The sequence below is a fragment of the Stenotrophomonas acidaminiphila genome, assembly GCF_001431595.1.
GTDB classification, from domain to species: domain Bacteria; phylum Pseudomonadota; class Gammaproteobacteria; order Xanthomonadales; family Xanthomonadaceae; genus Stenotrophomonas; species Stenotrophomonas acidaminiphila.
Genome location: NZ_LDJO01000026.1, coordinates 193,752 through 211,513, shown reverse-complemented (window position 1 = coordinate 211,513; position 17,762 = coordinate 193,752). Strand labels below are relative to the sequence as shown.

The window sequence follows — 17,762 nt, the reverse complement described above, 5'->3', positions numbered from 1 at the left end:
TGCGTTCCGGCGCCCGCCGGCCCTGGCATGGACCTACGGGGTCAGCGCCTGCAGCCGGTAGCCGCTGGCATCCACCTGCAGCACCGAGCCCTGCTCGTACCAGTCGCCAAGCACGATGCGGGTACAGGTGGCATCGTCCACCTGCACGCTGTGCACGGCCGGACGATGGGTGTGGCCATGGATCATCGTGTCCACGCCATAGCGGCGGAACGTGGCGGCGACTTCGTCCGGCGCCACGTCGGTGACGGTCTCGAACTGCGCGCGGTCGCCTTGCTTCATCTCCGACTGGCGTGCCTGGCTGGCGGCGCGTGCCTTCTGCGCGAAGGCGATGCGTGCTTCCAGCGGCTGCGCCAGGAACTGGGCGATGAACGCAGGGTCGCGGGTCTGCGCGCGGAATGCCTGGTAGGCGGTGTCATCGGTACACAGCAGGTCGCCGTGCTGCAGCAGCACCGGCCTGCCGTACAGCGGCACCACGCACGGGTCGGGCAGGATGCGCATGCCGGCACGCCGGGCGTAGTCCTCGCCGACCAGGAAGTCGCGGTTGCCGCGGATGAAGAACACCGGCACCCCGGCATCGGCCAGTTCGCGCAAGGCGGTGGCGACCGCATCGGCGGCGGTCGATGGGGTGTCGTCGCCGATCCAGGCCTCGAACAGGTCGCCGAGGATGTACAGCGCCTCGGCCTGCCGCGCCTGGCCGCGCAGGAATTCCAGGAACAGTGCGGTGATGGCCGGACGGCTGGGGTCCAGGTGCAGGTCGGAAATGAACAGCGTGGTCATGGCCGCCATTGTAGGGCAACGCTGGCACGCTCCCGATGGCCGCGCGGAGGCCCGTGGGCGCCGCTGCGTGCGGGTACGGCGCCGCCGTTCAGAACGGCAGCGGCATCAGCTGCAGCGAAGCGCTGCCCAGCAGCAGGGCGATGCCGGTGGCGGCCAGTACGTCGCTGGGGTAGTGCAGGCCGAGCACGACGCGCGACAGCGCCACCCCGGCGGTGAACGGCAGCAGCACCGGCGCCAGCCACGGGTAGTAGGCCAGCGCGACGACGCTGAACGACACCGCGTGCAGGGTATGCCCGGAGGGGAAGCTGTACTCGTCCAGCGGCGCCACCCAGGCGCGGATGCGCAGGTCGGCGGCGAACGGGCGCGGGCGCCGGGTCCAGCGCTTGAGGACCTTGTAGAGGGTGAGCGCGACCACCCCGGTGGCGGCCATGTGCGCCGACGCGCGCAGGCCGTCCATGCCGTCGACCAGTACCAGCGCGGCCATCAGCAGGTACCAGAACACGCCATCGCCGAGGCGGCTGATGACCGCGAACAGGGTGCGGATGCGGCGCCGGCGGCAGTAGTGGTTGGCGCGCCGGCACCAGCGGGTTTCGCGGGCCAGCAGGCCGTCAGGCGGCAGCAAGGGCATGGGCACGTCTCCGTTGCGACAGTTCGTGCAGCAGTGCCTCGAATTCGGCGACCACGTGGTCCGGATGCAGCCGCTGCATCGCCAAGCTGGCGTTGCCGCCGAGCGATGCGCGCAGGGCCGGGTCGCCGGCCAGGTTCAGTGCGGCGCTGATGAAGCTCTCGTCGTTGTCCACGGCCACGCCGCTGTACCCGCTCTGCAGATGTTCGCGTGCGGCGCCGTAGTCGAAGGCGACCGTGGCCACGCCGCTGGCCATGGCCTCCAGGGTCACGTTGCCGAAGGTCTCGCTGCGGCTCGGGAACAGGAACACGTCGCCGCTGGCGAAGTGGCGGGCAAGCGCCTGGCCGCGCTGGATGCCGCAGAAGATGAAGTCGGGGTTGTCCTGCGCGATGCGTTCGCGCAATGGCCCGTCGCCGACCCAGACGAAGCGTGCGTCCGGGCGCAGCTGCTGGATCCGCCGGAATGCCCGGATCGCCAGCCCGAGGTTCTTCTCCGCGGCGATGCGGCCGACGTGGATCACCGCCAGCCCGCGCGCGTCCAGCCCCCATTCCTGGCGCAGCGCCAGGTCGCGCTCCCGCGGCGAGAACTGCGACGCGTCCACCGCACGCGCCAGCAGCCGCGGGTGGTGGAAGCCGTTGCCTTCCAGGAAGTCCTGCAGCTCGCGGGTGGGTACCAGCGTGGCATCGCCCTGGTTGTGGAAGCGGCGCATCCAGCCCAGGGCCACGGGCTGCAGCCAGGCTGCGCCGTAGTCGGGCAGATAGGTGTCGAAGCGGGTATGCAGGCCGGTGGCGACCGGGATGCCGAGCCGGCGCGCGGTGCGCAGCGCCGACCAGCCCAATGGACCCTCGGTGGCGATGTAGACCGCATCGGGGCGCTGCAGGCGCCAGTGCCGCGCCAGCCGGCGCGGGGCCGGAAGCCCGAAGCGCAGGCCGGGATAACGTGGCAGCGCCAGCCCGCGTACCAGCAGCTCATGCGGTTGTGCCAGGTCCTGCGGCTGGTGTGGACGCACCACGTCCACCTCGTTGCCGCGCGCGCGCAGGCCGCGTTCCAGACCCTGCACGGTGAGGGCGACGCCGTTGACCTCCGGCGGATAGGTCTCGGTGACGATGGCGTAGCGCATGCGGCCTCCCTTTTGTCGCAAAGGGTCGCCTGGCGCCGTGGCAGACGGGTGTCAGCGGCGTGCCAGTGATGTGACAGGCCGACAGCATGGAAGGGGGCGGCTCCGCGCCCCCCGGGGGTCAGGCGACGAACGGCCGGAACGAGATGCCCAGCCCGGCCATGCCTTCGGCCTCGCCGACCAGGTCGGCACGCAGCAGCGGACGGGCGTCGATGAAGACCTTGTCCAGCACCAGCGACAGGGTGTTGCCGTCCACGCTCAGGTCCAGGGTCGGGATCGGATCGTCCTCGTGCGAACGGTGCAGCAGCACCGCCAGCCGCAGCAGCGCGGCGGTACGCCGGGCCGGCAGCAGCAGGCGGTCGGGCAGTGCGTCGAAAGCGGTCCTGGGCACGCCACGGCGATGGGTGCGGATCAGCGCCGCCAGCATCTGCTGCTCCTGGCGCGAGAAGCCGGCGATGTCCGAGTGCTCGATCACGTAGCTGCCGTGGGTGTGGTAGCCGCTGTGGGCGATCATCAGCCCGAGTTCGTGCAGGCGCGCGGCCCAGCCGAGCATGCGCGCGTCGTCGGAGTCCAGCTTCCAGCTCTCGGCGACCTGTTCGAACAGGCGCTGGGCGGTCGCCTCCACGCGCAGCGCCTGGGCGGCGTCGATGTCGTAGCGGCGGGTCAGCGCCGCCACCGATTCGTCGCGCGGGTCGTTGTCGCTGGCGCGGCCCATGATGTCGTACAGGATGCCCTCGCGCATCGCCGCCTTGCTGACCAGCAGTTTCTGCAGGCCCAGCGACTGGAACGCGGCCTCGAGCACCAGCACGCCGCCGGCGATGATCGGGCGCCGCTCGCTGGACAGGGTGGGCAGGTTGATGTCGTTGATGTGGCGGGCGCGCAGCAGCTCGTCGCGCAGCTGCGGCAATGCCTGGGAGGTGATCGCGCCCTTGCTCAGCTTCATTGCCGCGCAGATCTCGCTGATCGCCTTGTGGGTGCCGGACGAACCCAGCGCCTCGTCCCAGCCCAGCGCACGGTACTTGGCGGCAAATGGCTGGAACTCGGCGCCGATCTCGGTCAGCGCGTCCTTCCAGCGCTTCTTGCTCAGCTTGCCGCCGGGAAAGAAGCGGCGGGTGCTGGCGATGCAGCCGGCCTGCAGGCTCTCGCGCTCCAGCGGCTGCATGCCGCTGCCGATGATGAATTCGGTGGAGCCGCCGCCGATGTCGATCACCAGCCGCCGCTGGCCCGGCTTGGGCGGCTGCGCATGGGCCACGCCCAGGTAGATCAGGCGCGCCTCCTCGCGGCCGTTGACCACTTCGATGGCATGGCCCAGCGCGGTTTCGGCGGGCATCAGGAACGACAGCGGCGAGCGCAGCTGGCGCACGGTGTTGGTGGCCAGCGCGCGTACCCGGTACGGCGGGATGTTGCGGATGCGCTGGCCGAAACGGGCCAGGCATTCGAGCGCGCGCTGCCGCGCCTCGGCCGACAGCCCGCCCTTGCCGTCCAGGCCGTCGGCCATGCGCACGGTCTCGCGCAGGCGGTCGACCACCCGCAGCTGGCCGAGCAGGTAGCGGGCGATGACCATGTGGAAGCTGTTGGAGCCCAGGTCGATGGCGGCCAGCAGGTCGCCGTCCTGCAGTGGGGGAAAGGTCGGGGAGGACTGGGGCATGGCGGAATGGTAGTGGATGGCCGGGGGCGCGTGTCACCCTGGGCGCGGATCCGGAAGCCGGCGCCATGGCCCGGTGCGCGTGCGCACGCGCGTCCGGGCCTGCAGGCGCCGCCCCTTCCGGCGGTCGCGGCGCGCGGTTACAGCGCTTCCAGCAGCGCCTGCTGCGCCGAATGCGGCGGCTGCCCGGGCTGCGGCGTGCACTTGCGGTAGCGGCCGTCGGCCTGCAGTTCCCAGGCGTTGAGGTTGTCGTCCAGGTAGTTCTGCAGCACCTCGCGGTAGATCCGCCGGGCCAGGTCGCTGTCCAGGATCGGGAAGCAGGTCTCCACGCGCCGCAGCAGGTTGCGCTCCAGCCAGTCGGCGCTGGCGCAGTACAGCTCCGGCGCGCCGTTGTTGCCGAACCAGTAGACGCGGCTGTGCTCCAGGAAGCGGCCGACGATCGAGCGCACCCGGATGTTGTCCGAGACCCCCTCCACCCCGGGGCGCAGGGTGCAGGCGCCACGCACGATCAGGTCGATCTGCACGCCGGCCTGCGACGCCGCGTACAGGGTACGGATCACCTGCGGTTCGTTGAGCGCGTTCATCTTGGCGATGATCCGCCCCGGCTTGCCGTCCAGCGCCAGCCGGGTCTCGCGCTCGATCCGCTGCAGCAGGCCGGCATGCAGGGTGAACGGCGACTGCAGCAGGTATTCCATCTTCATCTTCGAAGCCAGCCCGGACAACTGCTGGAACAGCTGGTGCACGTCGTTGCCGATGTCCGGATCGGCGGTGATCAGGCTCAGGTCGGTGTAGGCGCGCGCGGTGCCGCTGTGGTAATTGCCCGTGCCCAGGTGCACGTAGCGGCGCAGCTTGCGGCCCTCGCGGCGCACGATCAGCAGCATCTTGGCATGGGTCTTGTAGCCGACCACGCCATAGACCACCTGCACGCCGGCATCCTGCAGGCGATCGGCCAGGCCGAGGTTGGCCTCTTCGTCGAAGCGCGCGCGCAGTTCGACCACCACGGTCACGTCCTTGCCGTTGCGCGCGGCCAGGATCAGCGCCTCGACGATCCCCGAATCCTTGCCGGTGCGGTACAGCGTCTGCTTGATCGCCAGCACGTTCGGGTCCACCGCCGCTTCGCGGATCAGCTCCAGCACGGTGCTGAACGAGTCGAACGGGTGGTGCAGCAGCAAGTCCCCGCGCGCCACCGCCTCGAAGATGCCTTCGGACGTCTTGAGCACGCGTGGCGTCATCGGCGGGTACTTCAGCTCCGGCCGCTGCACCAGGTCGTAGACCTGGATGACGCGGTTGAGGTTGACCGAGCCGTCGATGCGGTAGGCCGCGTTCTCGGACAGGCCGAAGTTCTGCAGCAGGGTCTGCACGATCGCGCGCGGGCAGTCGTGGGCGATCTCCAGCCTTACCGCCGGGCGGTAGCCGCGGTCGACCAGTTCGTCGCGCAGCGCCAGCGCCAGGTTCTCCACTTCCTCCTCGTCCACCACCAGCTCTGAGTTGCGGGTGACCCGGAACTGGTAGGCGCCGCGCACGTCCATGCCCGGGAACAGTTCGTTGACGAAGGTGGACAGCACCGCCGAGAGCAGCACGAAGTTCTGGGTGCCGCCCAGCGATTTGGGCAACTGGATGATGCGCGGCAGCGAACGCGGTGCGCGCACCAGCGCCAGGTGGCCGGCGCGGCCGAAGGCGTCGGTGCCCTTGAGCACGACCACGATGTTCAGCGACTTGTTGAGGATCTTCGGGAACGGATGCGACGGGTCCAGCCCCAGCGGCGAGAGCACCGGCATGATCTCGTTGCGGAAATAGGCGCGCAGCCAGCGCCGCTGGCGCGGGGTCCAGGTCGACGGCGAGAGGATGCCGATGCCCGCGTCCTGCAGCGCCGGGCGCAGTACTTCGTTCCAGCAGCGGTACTGCTGTTCGACCAGTTCGGCGGCGCGGTCGTGGATGGCGGTCAGGATTTCCTGCGGGCTCATGCCGTCCGGCGCCGGCGGCAGGCCGAACTCCTGCGCGTGGCGCACCGCCGCGGCGCGGATCTCGAAGAACTCGTCCAGGTTGGTGCAGGAGATGCACAGGAAGCGCAGCCGCTCCAGCAGCGGTACCTGCTCGTCCATCGCCTGCGCCAGCACGCGGAAATTGAAATCCAGCTGCGACAGCTCGCGGTTGATGTACAGCGCCGGGTCGCGCAGCGGGTCGTTGCCGGGAGCCGTGGCAACGGGGGACGGGACGGGAGCGTTCATGCCGGGGAGTCTTCCGTGGACGGTGGCGAGGGGAGGGCGGTGCGCGGGCGGACGTGTTCGGCGTCGAAATGGCAGGCGAAGGTGCTGCCCTGGCCGACTTCGCTGCGGATGTCCAGGCGCGCCTGGTGCAGGCCGAGGATGTGCTTGACGATGGACAGGCCCAGGCCGGTGCCGCCGCTTTCGCGCGAACGGCTGCTGGACACGCGGTAGAAGCGTTCGGTCAGGCGCGGCAGGTGGCTGGCCGGGATGCCGTAGCCGGTGTCGGTCACCGCCAGTACCGCGCCGTCGCCCTCGCGGGCGAAGGTCAGGGTGATGCGGCCGCCGGCCGGGGTGTAGCGCACCGCGTTGGTGACCAGGTTGGAGAAGGCGCTGTGCAGCTCCTTGTTGGAGCCGGCCAGGTCGACGCCGGCGCTGTCCTCGATGGTGATCGTGTGGCGGCCCTGGCTGTGGGCCTCGGCTTCGCGCCGCAGCGAGGCGAGCATCGAGGTCATCGCCACGGTTTCCAGCTCGGTCTGCTGCTGCGATTCCAGCCGCGACAGGGTGAGCAGGTCCTCGACCAGCTGCGCCATGCGCTGGGACTGCTTGCGCATCTCCGCCAGCATCGGCCCGGTGTCCGGGAAATCCTCCGGGTCCATCATGTCCAGGTAGCCATGCACCACCGTCAGCGGCGTGCGCAGTTCGTGCGAGACGTTGGCGACGAAGTCGCGGCGCACCTGTTCCAGGTGCAGCAGCTTGGTCACGTCGCGCGCCACCAGCAGCCAGTGGTGGTCCGAATACGGAATCAGGCGCAGGTGCAGGCGGATGCCCGGATCGACCGGCGAATTGGCATCGAGGATCGGCTCGGCGTTGCGGCCGCCGGCCAGCCAGTGCGCCAGCGGCAGCGGCTGCAGGCGCTCGACCAGCGGCGCATCCATGTCGGCCGGGTGCTGCAGGCCCAGCAGCGCGGTGGCGGCCTCGTTGAACCACTGCACGCGCTGGGTGTTGCGGTCCACCACCACCACCGCGTCGGGCAGCGCCGCGGCGGCGGCGCGGTAGCTGCGCAGCATGTCGATCAGGCGCCGCTTGCGCACCCGCATTTCCTGTTGGTTGCGGTACAGCAGGCGGTCAAGCTCGTTCCACACGCCGGTGCCGCGGGCGGTCTCCCAGCGCTGGCGCGCGGTCAGGCGCAGCAGCACCTGGCGCAGCCGCCAGTAGTGCCAGGCCAGGATCCCCAGCGCGGCCAGCGCCAGCACCAGTGCCGGATGGCCGAGCAGGGCACCGATCAGCAGGGCCGACAACAGCAGCGCGGCCAGGGTGGCCAGCGTCTTCAACCAGGCGGATCGGAATTGGCGGGGCATTGCGCTCTCGGGTGGTGCGGGTGGAACCTTGGGAACCGTGACCGGTTATAGCAGGAAGCACGGGCGCCGGCCGCGGCGCCGTGCTCAGACCGAGGCCGAGAAGCGGTAGCCGGCGCCGCGCACGGTCTGCACCATGTTTTCGGCGCCGAACGGTTCCAGGGTCTTGCGCAGGCGGCGGATGTGCACGTCGATGGTGCGCTCCTCCACGTAGACGCTGCCGCCCCACACATGGTCCAGCAACTGCGAGCGGGTGTAGACGCGCTCGGGATGGGTCATGAAGAAATGCAGCAGGCGGTACTCGGTGGGGCCGATCGAGACCGGCGCGTCGCCGGCGAACACCCGGTGCGCGGCGCCGTCGATGCGGATCGGGCCGATCGCCACGCTGCCGTCCTCGTCGTCGTCGCGGGTGCGGCGCATGACCGCGCGGATGCGCGCCAGCAGTTCGCGTGCCGAGAACGGCTTGACCACGTAGTCGTCCACGCCGGCCTCGAGCCCGCCGACGCGGTCGTTTTCCTCGCCCCGTGCGGTGAGCATGATGATCGGCACGTCGCGGGTCAGCGCTTCCTTGCGCCAGCGGCGGGCCAGCTCCAGCCCGCTGGTGCCCGGCAGCATCCAGTCCAGCAGGATCATGTCCGGCACGCGGTCGGCGATGGCGGTCTGTGCCTCCAGCGCGTCGCCGGCGTGCACCGGCTCGTATTCTCCCTTGCGCAGTGCGAACGCGACCATGTCGCGGATCGCCGGTTCGTCATCGACGATAAGAATGCGTTTCTGCACGTCTTGCCTACCATGAAGCCCATCGGACCGGATGTGCCCAGTAGACTACGGTTTGATGACCGGTTTGTGACATCGCCGGCGGCGCCGTCCCCCCGGTTTCCCGCCGGCAGCGCGTGGGGTCAGCGGCGCTGCATGTCCGGGTCGCGCATGCCCAGCCGGCGCATTTCCAGCACGGTCGGCATGATCGCCTCGATCCGCGCGTCCACCCGGGCGCGGCTCACGTAGTCCAGGCCGGGCTGCTTGAGCAGCGCCTGGAACTGCAGCAGGGCCTGTTCCGGACGCCCGTTCAGGTAGGCGGCCTCGGCATAGGCCTCGCTGGCGCGCGCGTTGTCGCCGGCCAGCTCGCAGGCGCGGGCGAAGGTGCGCTGGAACACCGGGTCGTCGCCGGCGCGGGCCAGCAGCGGGCGCAACATGGCCTGGGCGCGCTTGCCGGCCTCCATGCCGCCCTGCTCGTTGAGCACCTGGGCGTAGGTCAGCGCCACCGGGCGGCTCTGCGGCAGCTTCTGCAGCAATGCCTCGAAGCGGCGGTTGGCGTCGGCGTGGCGGCCGTTGCGCGACTCGGCTTCGCCCAGCGCCAGGTTCACCCACAGGTTGTCGGGGTGCTTGGACTGCAGTTGCTGCAGCTCCTGCAATGCCTGCTGCAGCGCGCCGGTGCCGTCGCGCAGTTGGGCGATGGCCACGCCATAGCGCTGCGGATCGCTCAGGCCATCCTTCTGGCTGCGGCGCAGGTCCTCGTATTCGCGCACCAGTTCGGACGGCGTCGGGGCGCTGAGCACGCGCAGGCGTTCGCGGGCCCAGTCGAACTGGCCGCTGGCGCCGCGCGGCAGTCCGATCGACGGCAGCGACAGCTGCAGCGAGCCGGGCAGCAGCGGGTTGCCGCTGGCCCTGGCCGGATCGGGAATGGGGTCGGCCGGGTTCACCCGCTCCTGGCGCACGCCGCCGGGGGTGGTGGTGGTCAGCAGCACCGTGTCCTTCTTGATCTGCTCGGCGCGGGCCTTGGCCTCGCTGATGCGGGTGATGTTCACCGGATGGGTGCGCAGGAAGTCGGGCGTCGAGTAGCCGCCCTCGTTGCCGCGCATGGCCGCCGACATCCGCTCGAAGAAGCCGGCCATCGCATCGACGTCGTAGCCGCTGCGCGCCAGCGTACGGATGCCGAGCCGGTCGGCCTCCGATTCGTTGGAACGGGTGAAGTTGATCTGCAGCTGCTGCATCAGGCCCATGCCCGAGCTGATCGCCGCCATGGTGGCGTCGCCGGAGGAGTTGCCGCCGGCCTGCTGCGCCGCGATCACCGCCGCGAGCATGCCCAGCAGGATCGGTATCTGGTCGCGCTGCGCCTTCTCGACGCTGCGCAGCACGTGCTGCTGGGTGACGTGCGATATTTCGTGCGACAGCACCGCCGCGACCTCGTCCTCGCGCTCGGCGGTCAGCACCAGGCCGGCATTCATGCCGATGTAGCCGCCGAGGGTGGCGAAGGCGTTGATCTGCCGGTCCTTGAGCATGAAGAAGGTGAACTTCTGCTGCGGCTGGGCGCTGTTGGAGCCGAGCCGGGTACCCATGGACTGCAGCCAGTCGTCGACCAGCGGATCGTCCACCAGGTAGCCGTAGTTGCGCAGTTCGCGCAGCATCATGCCGCCATACTCGGCCTGCCGCGCCGGGGTGAGCAGTTCACCGGCGGACGAGCCGATGTCCGGCAGCTTGCTGTCCTGGGCCCGGGACAGGGGAGTGGCCAGGGCCAGGGCGACGGCGGTGGCGAGCAGCAGGGTTCGCAAGCGTGGGGCTCCGGTGAGGCTGGGCGGAGAATGACGGGGAAGCGGGCCGCAGGTGTGAAGCACAGGTTAACCCGCAGTGTTCCAGCGTTGGGCGGTGTGATCCGGCGCACCGCTACCATATTGGGACACCATTCCCCGCGCGGAGTTTCCCGTGAGCACCCAGACCCCCGAGATCACCATCTACTCCACCGCCGTGTGTCCCTACTGCGTGGCGGCCAAGAATTTCCTCAAGAGCAAGGGCCGCACCTGGAACGAGGTGCGCATCGACCTGGACCCGGCCGAGCGCGAAAAGATGATGGCGCTGACCCGCCGTACCAGCGTGCCGCAGATCTTCGTCGGCGAGGTCCATGTGGGCGGTTACGACGACATGATGGCGCTGCACCGTGCCGGCAAGCTGGAGCCGCTGTTCGCGGGGCAGGGCGCATGAGCGGCGCCGACAAGGACCGCGTGGCCGAATTCACCGAATTCCGCCAGCGCATGAACCAGCGCATCCTGGCCGAACCCAACCAGGTCGTGCGGCGCTTCTTCGCGCTGGACACGCAGACCTACCAGGCCGGCGCGCTGGACGTGAAGACCAAGGAGCTGCTGGGCCTGGTGGCCTCGCTGGTGCTGCGCTGCGACGACTGCATCAGTTACCACGTGGCCCAGTGCAAGGACGCCGGGGTCAGCCGCGAGGAGTTCTTCGAGACCTTCTCGGTGGGCCTGGTGGTCGGCGGCTCGATCGTGATCCCGCACCTGCGGCGCGCGGTGGACTTCCTGGACCAGCTGGAGTCCGGGGCCGCCGAGGCGCCGGCCGGGCACGACCACGGCTGAACCTGCGACCTTGGTCCAGTTGGGGCGGGGCGGGCGGATCAGGCATAATTGACAGTTGAAACTTTTGGATGCGCCTGATCCCGGGCAGCCGGCCGGCGCACGCTCCCCCTCCCAGTTCGGAACCCAAATCATGACGCAGACAATCACCGTCATCCGCGGCGATGGCATCGGCCCGGAAATCATGGACGCGACCCTGTTCGTGCTCGACAAGCTCGGCACCGGGTTGTCCTACGAGTTCGCCGATGCCGGCCTGGCCGCGCTGGAAAAGCACGGTGAGCTGATTCCGGCCAGCACGCTGGAATCGATCAAGAAGAACAAGGTCGCGCTGAAGAGCCCGCTGACCACCCCGGTCGGCGGTGGCTTCAGTTCGATCAACGTTGCCCTGCGCCGCCAGTTCGACCTGTACGCCAACGTGCGTCCGGCGATCTCGTTCCCGAACACCAAGTCGCGCTACGAGAACGTCGACCTGATCACCGTGCGCGAGAACACCGAAGGCGCCTACCTGTCCGAAGGCCAGGAAGTCTCGGCTGACGGCGAGACGGCGTTCTCCGGCACCCGCATCACCCGCAAGGGTTCCGAGCGCATCGTGCGCTACGCCTTCGAGCTGGCCCGCAGCACCGGCCGCAAGAAGGTCACCGCCGTGCACAAGGCCAACATCATCAAGTCGACCTCGGGCCTGTTCCTGAACGTCGCCCGCGAAGTGGCCGCGAAGTACCCGGAAATCGAGTTCCAGGAAATGATCGTGGACAACGCCTGCATGCAGCTGGTGATGCGCCCCGAGCAGTTCGACGTGATCGTCACCACCAACCTGTTCGGCGACATCATCTCCGACCTGTGCGCCGGCCTGGTCGGCGGCCTGGGCCTGGCCCCGGGCGCCAACATCGGCGAGAGCGCGGCCATTTTCGAAGCCGTCCACGGCACCGCGCCGGACATTGCCGGCAAGGGCATCGCCAACCCGTGCGCGCTGCTGCTGGGCGCCGCGCAGATGCTGGACCACGTCGGCCAGCCGCAGAATGCCGAGCGCCTGCGCAAGGCCATCGTCGCCACCATGGAAGCCAAGGATTCGCTGACCGGCGACCTCGGCGGTACCGGCGGCACCATGGACTTCGCCCGGGCCATCGCCAGCCGCCTGTAACCGCGGCGCGGCATCGAGGAAAGCAGAAAGGGCGCCGATGGCGCCCTTTCTGGTTCCGGCTTGCGCTGGTGACGGGCCAGGCCCGCGCGGCGGCGTGCCGCCCGGCGCCGGCCTGTGGTCAGTTGCGCGACTGCAGCTTGGACAGCAGACGCAGGAACTCGATGTACAGCCATACCAGCGTCACCATCAGCCCGAACGCGCCATACCATTCCATGTACTTCGGTGCCCCGGCTTCCACGCCACTCTCGATGAAGTCGAAATCCAGTACCAGGTTCAGCGCGGCGATCACCACCACGAACAGGCTGAAGCCTATGCCGATAAGGCCCGAATCGTGGATGAAGGGAATGTTGATGTTGAACAGCCCCAGCACCAGGGTCGCCAGGTACACCAGGGCGATGCCACCGGTCGCCGCCACCACGCCGAGCCTGAAGTTCTCTGTGGCCTTGATCAGCCCGCTGCGGTAGGCGAACAGCAGTGCGAACAGGGTGCCGAAGGTCAGCAGCACCGCCTGGAACACGATGCCGTCGAAACGCGCCTCGTAGAGCGCCGAGATCGTGCCCAGGAACAGGCCTTCGAGCAGCGCATAGAGCGGTGCGCTGACCGGCGCCCAGCGCTTCTTGAAGATGGTGACCATGGCCAGCACGAAGCCGCCGATCAGTCCGCCCCACAGGTACAGGCGCGCGCCGCTGGCAAGCTCGCCGGTATCGGTCAGCGCCTGGTTCCAGGCGAAGGCCGCGGTGAGTACCGCCAGCAGCAACAGCAGGCCGGTCTTGTTGACGGTGCCGTTGAGGGTCATCGCCCCGGTACCGCGTGAGACCACCGCACCGCTGCCGGGATCGAGGAAGGTGGAGTCGGATAGGGCTGGATTGCCGCTGCGCATGTGAGGCTCCCGGGTCGGATGTGGATGCCGGCAGCATAACCAACCGCCGTCGCGATGAAATCCGCCGTTGACAGACTGCTCCACAGTTCCGACAATAGCCGACCTTTCGGGGGGAACCTCGGGAGATTCACCGCCGGGGTATAGCGCAGTCTGGTAGCGCGCCTGCTTTGGGAGCAGGATGTCGGGGGTTCGAATCCCTCTACCCCGACCATCCGATGCGACCAGCGCGTGTTGGAGTGCGACGATCCGGTCAGAGCGCCCGTAGCTCAACTGGATAGAGCACCGGCCTTCTAAGCCGGCGGTTACAGGTTCGATTCCTGTCGGGCGCGCCAATCGGCGCAAGCGGTGGGTTGTAGTTTTCAGTGGTGGCTGTAGCTCAGTTGGTTAGAGTACTGGATTGTGATTCCAGTGGTCGGGGGTTCGAATCCCCTCAGCCACCCCATTGAACAGAAAGACGCCGGAATGTGCATTCCGGGGTTGAAGGAACTGAAGGGTGCAGGTATCATTTGCCCCCTGATTTTCAGGGCCGTTAGCTCAGTTGGTAGAGCAGTTGACTCTTAATCAATTGGTCCAAGGTTCGAATCCTTGACGGCCCACCAACAAAGACAGCCACCTGGCACGCCGGGTGGCTGTTTTCCTCCAGAGTGAGGGTCCTGCGTTTTCCTGCAGGAATCCGGTGTCGCAGGCAGCAGTGCGCACCCATGTTTCAGGGCTGTTAGCTCAGTTGGTAGAGCAGTTGACTCTTAATCAATAGGTCCAAGGTTCGAATCCTTGACAGCCCACCAGACAAGGGCATCCGCTACGGCGGGTGCCCTTTTCTTTGCCTGCTTCCGGGCGTGGCCGGTGCATTCCGATGCCGTGGCCTTGCCGTCCCCGCGGTCGGCGCCCCCTGGGGCGATCGCCTGCAGGTGCGAAAGGCGCATCCGGCAGCTTTTTTGCCCACAGGTCTGCAACAATGCCGGCCGGACGCGAAAGTGGCGGAATTGGTAGACGCCCTGGATTTAGGTTCCAGTGCCGCAAGGCGTGGGGGTTCGAGTCCCCCCTTTCGCACCATCCGTGTGTCTGCCGGATGTTCCCCGGGCGCACCTGTCCGGGGGCAGGCTGGAAGCGCCAGCCGGAATCGGCGAAACTACAGGGCTGCGGCGGAATCATGTCCGTCGGAAACCGTTCATCTTCCACATCGTGCCGGGGGCCAGGGCGCCACCGGTGGCAGGAGTCCACATGCAAGCTTCGATCGAATCCACCGGCAACCTGGAACGCCGCCTGACCTTCTCCCTGCCGGAGGAGCGCCTGCAGAGCCACATCAACGGCCGGCTCGGCGAGATCGCGCGCACCGTGCGCATCAAGGGCTTCCGTCCGGGCAAGGTGCCGGCCAAGGTGGTCGAGCAGCGTTTCGGCCAGCAGGTGCGCGCCGAGGCGATGGACGGCCTGCTGCGCGAGACCTTCGACGCCGCGCTGCGCCAGCATGAGCTGCGCATCGCCGGCAATCCGCGCATCGACAAGGCCGGCGAAGGCGAATTCGATTTCGTCGCCACCGTCGAGCTGGTGCCGGATTTCGGCGATGTCGACGTGACCAAGCTGACCGTGGTGCGCCACAGCGCCGAAGTCACCGACGCCGACATCGACCAGATGATCGAGAACCTGCGCCAGCAGCGCCGCAGCTGGAAGGCGGTCGCGCGTGGCGCGCAGGAAGGCGACCTGGTCGCGCTGGAAACCTGGTCGCAGGCCGGTGACGAGCGGCTGCCGGCCGAAGGCGCCGAGCAGGGCACCATCATCATCGGCCAGGGCATGATGTTCGAGCAGATCGAGCAGGGCCTGGTCGGCCTGGCCAAGGGCGAAGAGAAGACGCTGGACGTCGAGTTCCCGGCCGACTGGCGCGTGCCGGCCCTGGCCGGCAAGAACGTCAAGGTGACGGTCAAGGCCGCCGAGGTGTCCGAGCCGGTGGTGCCGGAGGTCGATGCGGCCTTCATCAAGAGCTTCGGCGTGAAGAACGGCGAGCTGGCGCAGTTCCGCGCCGACATCCGCGCCAACCTGGAGCGCGAGCTCAAGGGCGCGCTGATGAACCGCCTGCGCCGTGAAGTGGGCGAGCAGCTGATCGCCGCCTATGCTTCGGTCGAGCTGCCGCCGCGCCTGGTCGAGAACGAAGCCCGTGCCATGCTGGCGCAGCAGGTCGACGCGATCCGCCGCCAGGGCGGCAACCCGGGCCAGGTGCCGGCCGACGCCCACGAGGGCTTCAAGGACGCCGCCTCCAAGCGCGTGCTGGTCGGCCTGCTGGTCGGCGAAGTCGCACGCCGCAACGACCTGCGCCTGGATCCGAAGCGCCTGAACGAAACCATGCGCCTGATCGCCTCGACCTACGAAGAGCCCGAGCAGGTCATTGAGATGTACCGCAACGACCCCCAGCTGATGAGTGGCCTGCAGAACCGCGTGATGGAAGAGCAGGTCATCGACTGGATCGCCGAGCGTGCCCAGCACACCGAGCAGGTGCTGACGTTCCAGGAAGCGATCCGCCCGTAAGGCGGTCGCTCCACCCGCCCCGCGCCCTGGCGCGGGGTGATGTTTCCCCGTCAAGATTAGGTGCCCCACGTAATGGACAACCGAGCCAAAGCCCTGAACCTGGTTCCAATGGTGGTCGAACAGACCAGCCGCGGCGAGCGCGCCTATGACATCTATTCGCGCCTGCTGAAGGAGCGCCTGATTTTCCTGGTCGGCCCGATCGACGACCACATGGCGAACCTGGTGGTGGCGCAGCTGCTTTTCCTGGAAGCGGAAAACCCGGAAAAGGACATCAGCATCTACATCAACTCGCCCGGTGGCGTGGTCACCGCCGGCATGGCGATCTACGACACCATGCAGTACATCAAGCCGGACGTGAGCACCATCTGCGTCGGCCAGGCCGCCTCGATGGGCGCGCTGCTGCTGGCGGCGGGCGCGGCCGGCAAGCGCTTCGCGCTGCCCAATTCGCGGGTGATGATCCACCAGCCGCTGGGCGGCTTCCAGGGCCAGGCCACCGACATCGACATCCACGCCCGCGAGATCCTGACCCTGCGCGCGCGCCTGAACGAGGTGCTGGCCAAGCACACCGGCCAGTCGCTGGAGACCATCGCGCGCGACACCGAGCGCGACAACTTCAAGAGCGCCGCCGATGCCCAGGCCTATGGTCTGGTGGACCAGGTCCTGGAGCGGCGTCCCGACGAGTCGATCCAGCCGGCGTGACCGGCCTAAGTAGCCGAAAACACGGCGTTTTCTGCAGGGTCGGAAGTGGACTGGCGTCCATCCGGCCCTGTGCTATTCTCGAAATCGAACCCCCTGTTCACGGGGGGAGCAACTGGGTAAGCGAAGCATGAGCGAAGACCGGCAAGGTCGTTCCGGAGACAGCGGCAAGATCCTTTACTGCTCGTTCTGCGGCAAGAGTCAGCATGAAGTACGCAAGCTGATCGCGGGTCCGAGCGTGTTCATCTGCGATGAATGCGTGGAGCTGTGCAACGACATCATCCGCGAGGAACTTGAGGAAAAGGCGCAGTCGGCACGCAGTTCGCTGCCCAAGCCGCGCGAGATCCTCGAGGTCCTGGACCAGTACGTGATCGGCCAGAACCGCGCCAAGCGCACGCTGGCGGTGGCCGTGTACAACCATTACAAGCGCATCGAGAGCCGTCAGAAGAGCGACGACGTCGAGCTGTCCAAGTCCAACATCCTGCTGGTCGGCCCGACCGGTTCGGGCAAGACGCTGCTGGCCGAGACGCTGGCGCGGCTGCTCAACGTGCCGTTCACCATGGCCGATGCAACCACGCTGACCGAAGCCGGCTATGTCGGCGAGGACGTGGAGAACATCATCCAGAAGCTGCTGCAGAAGTGCGACTACGACGTCGAGAAGGCGCAGCAGGGCATCGTCTACATCGACGAGATCGACAAGATCTCGCGCAAGAGCGAGAACCCGTCGATCACCCGCGACGTGTCCGGCGAAGGCGTGCAGCAGGCCCTGCTGAAGCTGATCGAAGGCACCGTGGCCAGCGTGCCGCCGCAGGGCGGGCGCAAGCATCCGCAGCAGGAATTCCTGCAGGTGGACACCAAGAACATCCTGTTCATCTGCGGCGGTGCGTTCGCCGGCCTGGACAAGGTCATCCAGCAGCGCTCCAGCGAGGCCGGCGGCATCGGTTTCGGTGCCAAGGTCAAGAGCAGCGAGCGCAAGCAGGAAGTGGGCAAGGTGCTGGCCGAGGTCGAGCCCGAGGACCTGATCAAGTTCGGCCTGATCCCGGAGTTCGTCGGCCGCCTGCCGGTGGTGGCGACCCTGGAGGAGCTGGACGAGACGGCGCTGGTCAGGATCCTGACCGAACCGAAGAACGCCATCACCAAGCAGTTCAAGAAGCTGTTCGAGATGGAGAACGTCGAGCTCGAGTTCCGTCCGGACGCGCTGTCGGCCATCGCCAAGAAGGCGCTCAAGCGCAAGACCGGCGCGCGCGGCCTGCGCACCATCGTCGAGTCGGTGCTGCTGGACACCATGTACGACCTGCCGTCGCAGGAAAACGTGAGCAAGGTGGTGGTGGACGAGTCGGTCATCGAGCACAAGTCCGAGCCGTACGTGATCTACCAGACGCCGCCGGCCAAGGCTGCATCCGGTGACTGAATAGGCAGTTCGGACATCCTGCCCGGGCCGGATGAAGC

Annotated in this window: 15 protein-coding genes and 6 tRNA genes; 12 read left to right on the top strand and 9 right to left on the bottom strand. The window is 68.1% G+C overall.

The window, feature by feature from the left end; all coding sequences use genetic code 11:
* Window positions 1-33 precede the first annotated feature (33 nt).
* From lpxH to ABB33_RS09235, 8 genes are all read right to left on the bottom strand, one after another.
* Entirely contained in the window at window positions 34-777 is a 744-nt protein-coding gene (lpxH, locus tag ABB33_RS09270; RefSeq protein ID WP_054668601.1) for a UDP-2,3-diacylglucosamine diphosphatase, read from the bottom strand.
* An 88-nt stretch (window positions 778-865) separates the two neighbouring features.
* A complete protein-coding gene (locus ABB33_RS09265) occupies window positions 866-1,405 on the bottom strand; it encodes a phosphatase PAP2 family protein (RefSeq protein WP_056931917.1) in 540 nt (179 codons plus the stop codon).
* Window positions 1,386-2,522, bottom strand: coding sequence for a glycosyltransferase family 4 protein (locus ABB33_RS09260; RefSeq protein WP_056931916.1), 1,137 nt, complete (start codon window positions 2,520-2,522; stop codon window positions 1,386-1,388). The genes ABB33_RS09265 and ABB33_RS09260 overlap by 20 nt, the downstream gene beginning before the upstream one ends.
* Before the next feature lie 118 nt (window positions 2,523-2,640).
* A complete protein-coding gene (ppx, locus tag ABB33_RS09255) occupies window positions 2,641-4,167 on the bottom strand; it encodes an exopolyphosphatase (RefSeq protein ID WP_056931915.1) in 1,527 nt (508 codons plus the stop codon).
* A gap of 137 nt (window positions 4,168-4,304) precedes the next feature.
* Window positions 4,305-6,392 carry a polyphosphate kinase 1 gene (ppk1, locus tag ABB33_RS09250; RefSeq protein ID WP_056931914.1) on the bottom strand — a complete coding sequence of 696 codons (2,088 nt, stop codon included), beginning with the start codon at window positions 6,390-6,392 and terminating at the stop codon, window positions 4,305-4,307.
* The gene (gene phoR / locus ABB33_RS09245) at window positions 6,389-7,729 is read right to left on the bottom strand and encodes a phosphate regulon sensor histidine kinase PhoR (RefSeq protein ID WP_054663479.1); all 1,341 of its coding nucleotides are present in this window, start codon (window positions 7,727-7,729) and stop codon (window positions 6,389-6,391) included. The genes ppk1 and phoR overlap by 4 nt, the downstream gene beginning before the upstream one ends.
* An 84-nt stretch (window positions 7,730-7,813) precedes the next feature.
* The gene (gene phoB, locus ABB33_RS09240) at window positions 7,814-8,503 is read right to left on the bottom strand and encodes a phosphate regulon transcriptional regulator PhoB (RefSeq protein ID WP_054663482.1); all 690 of its coding nucleotides are present in this window, start codon (window positions 8,501-8,503) and stop codon (window positions 7,814-7,816) included.
* Between the two features lie 119 nt (window positions 8,504-8,622).
* Window positions 8,623-10,272: a M48 family metalloprotease gene (locus tag ABB33_RS09235; protein ID WP_056931913.1), complete on the bottom strand. Its 1,650-nt coding sequence runs from the start codon at window positions 10,270-10,272 to the stop codon at window positions 8,623-8,625.
* Between the two features lie 151 nt (window positions 10,273-10,423).
* On the opposite strand from ABB33_RS09235, the gene grxC reads away from it, so the two are divergent.
* From grxC to ABB33_RS09220, 3 genes are all read left to right on the top strand, one after another.
* On the top strand, window positions 10,424-10,699 hold the full coding sequence (gene grxC, locus ABB33_RS09230; RefSeq protein ID WP_054663488.1) for a glutaredoxin 3: 276 nt from the start codon (window positions 10,424-10,426) through the stop codon (window positions 10,697-10,699).
* On the top strand, window positions 10,696-11,085 hold the full coding sequence (locus ABB33_RS09225; protein WP_054663491.1) for a carboxymuconolactone decarboxylase family protein: 390 nt from the start codon (window positions 10,696-10,698) through the stop codon (window positions 11,083-11,085). The genes grxC and ABB33_RS09225 overlap by 4 nt, the downstream gene beginning before the upstream one ends.
* Before the next feature lie 130 nt (window positions 11,086-11,215).
* Window positions 11,216-12,220: an isocitrate dehydrogenase gene (locus tag ABB33_RS09220; RefSeq protein ID WP_054668603.1), complete on the top strand. Its 1,005-nt coding sequence runs from the start codon at window positions 11,216-11,218 to the stop codon at window positions 12,218-12,220.
* 118 nt (window positions 12,221-12,338) lie between these two features.
* On the opposite strand, the gene ABB33_RS09215 is transcribed toward ABB33_RS09220, so the two are convergent.
* Window positions 12,339-13,100: a Bax inhibitor-1/YccA family protein gene (locus ABB33_RS09215; protein WP_056931912.1), complete on the bottom strand. Its 762-nt coding sequence runs from the start codon at window positions 13,098-13,100 to the stop codon at window positions 12,339-12,341.
* A 134-nt stretch (window positions 13,101-13,234) separates the two neighbouring features.
* On the opposite strand from ABB33_RS09215, the gene ABB33_RS09210 reads away from it, so the two are divergent.
* The 9 genes from ABB33_RS09210 (at window position 13,235) to clpX (ending at window position 17,724) form a co-directional block, all read left to right on the top strand.
* Window positions 13,235-13,311 (top strand) — tRNA-Pro (locus tag ABB33_RS09210).
* 44 nt (window positions 13,312-13,355) lie between these two features.
* A tRNA-Arg gene (locus tag ABB33_RS09205) sits at window positions 13,356-13,432 on the top strand.
* Between the two features lie 33 nt (window positions 13,433-13,465).
* Window positions 13,466-13,542: transfer RNA gene (locus tag ABB33_RS09200), tRNA-His, on the top strand.
* A gap of 81 nt (window positions 13,543-13,623) precedes the next feature.
* Window positions 13,624-13,699 (top strand) — tRNA-Lys (locus ABB33_RS09195).
* Window positions 13,700-13,809: 110 nt separating this feature from the next.
* A tRNA-Lys gene (locus ABB33_RS09190) sits at window positions 13,810-13,885 on the top strand.
* A gap of 183 nt (window positions 13,886-14,068) precedes the next feature.
* A tRNA-Leu gene (locus ABB33_RS09185) sits at window positions 14,069-14,153 on the top strand.
* 168 nt (window positions 14,154-14,321) lie between these two features.
* On the top strand, window positions 14,322-15,617 hold the full coding sequence (tig, locus tag ABB33_RS09180; RefSeq protein WP_056931911.1) for a trigger factor: 1,296 nt from the start codon (window positions 14,322-14,324) through the stop codon (window positions 15,615-15,617).
* Between the two features lie 72 nt (window positions 15,618-15,689).
* The gene (clpP, locus tag ABB33_RS09175; RefSeq protein ID WP_054663499.1) at window positions 15,690-16,316 is read left to right on the top strand and encodes an ATP-dependent Clp endopeptidase proteolytic subunit ClpP; all 627 of its coding nucleotides are present in this window, start codon (window positions 15,690-15,692) and stop codon (window positions 16,314-16,316) included.
* 127 nt (window positions 16,317-16,443) lie between these two features.
* Entirely contained in the window at window positions 16,444-17,724 is a 1,281-nt protein-coding gene (clpX, locus tag ABB33_RS09170; RefSeq protein WP_054663502.1) for an ATP-dependent Clp protease ATP-binding subunit ClpX, read from the top strand.
* Window positions 17,725-17,762: the final 38 nt, after the last annotated feature.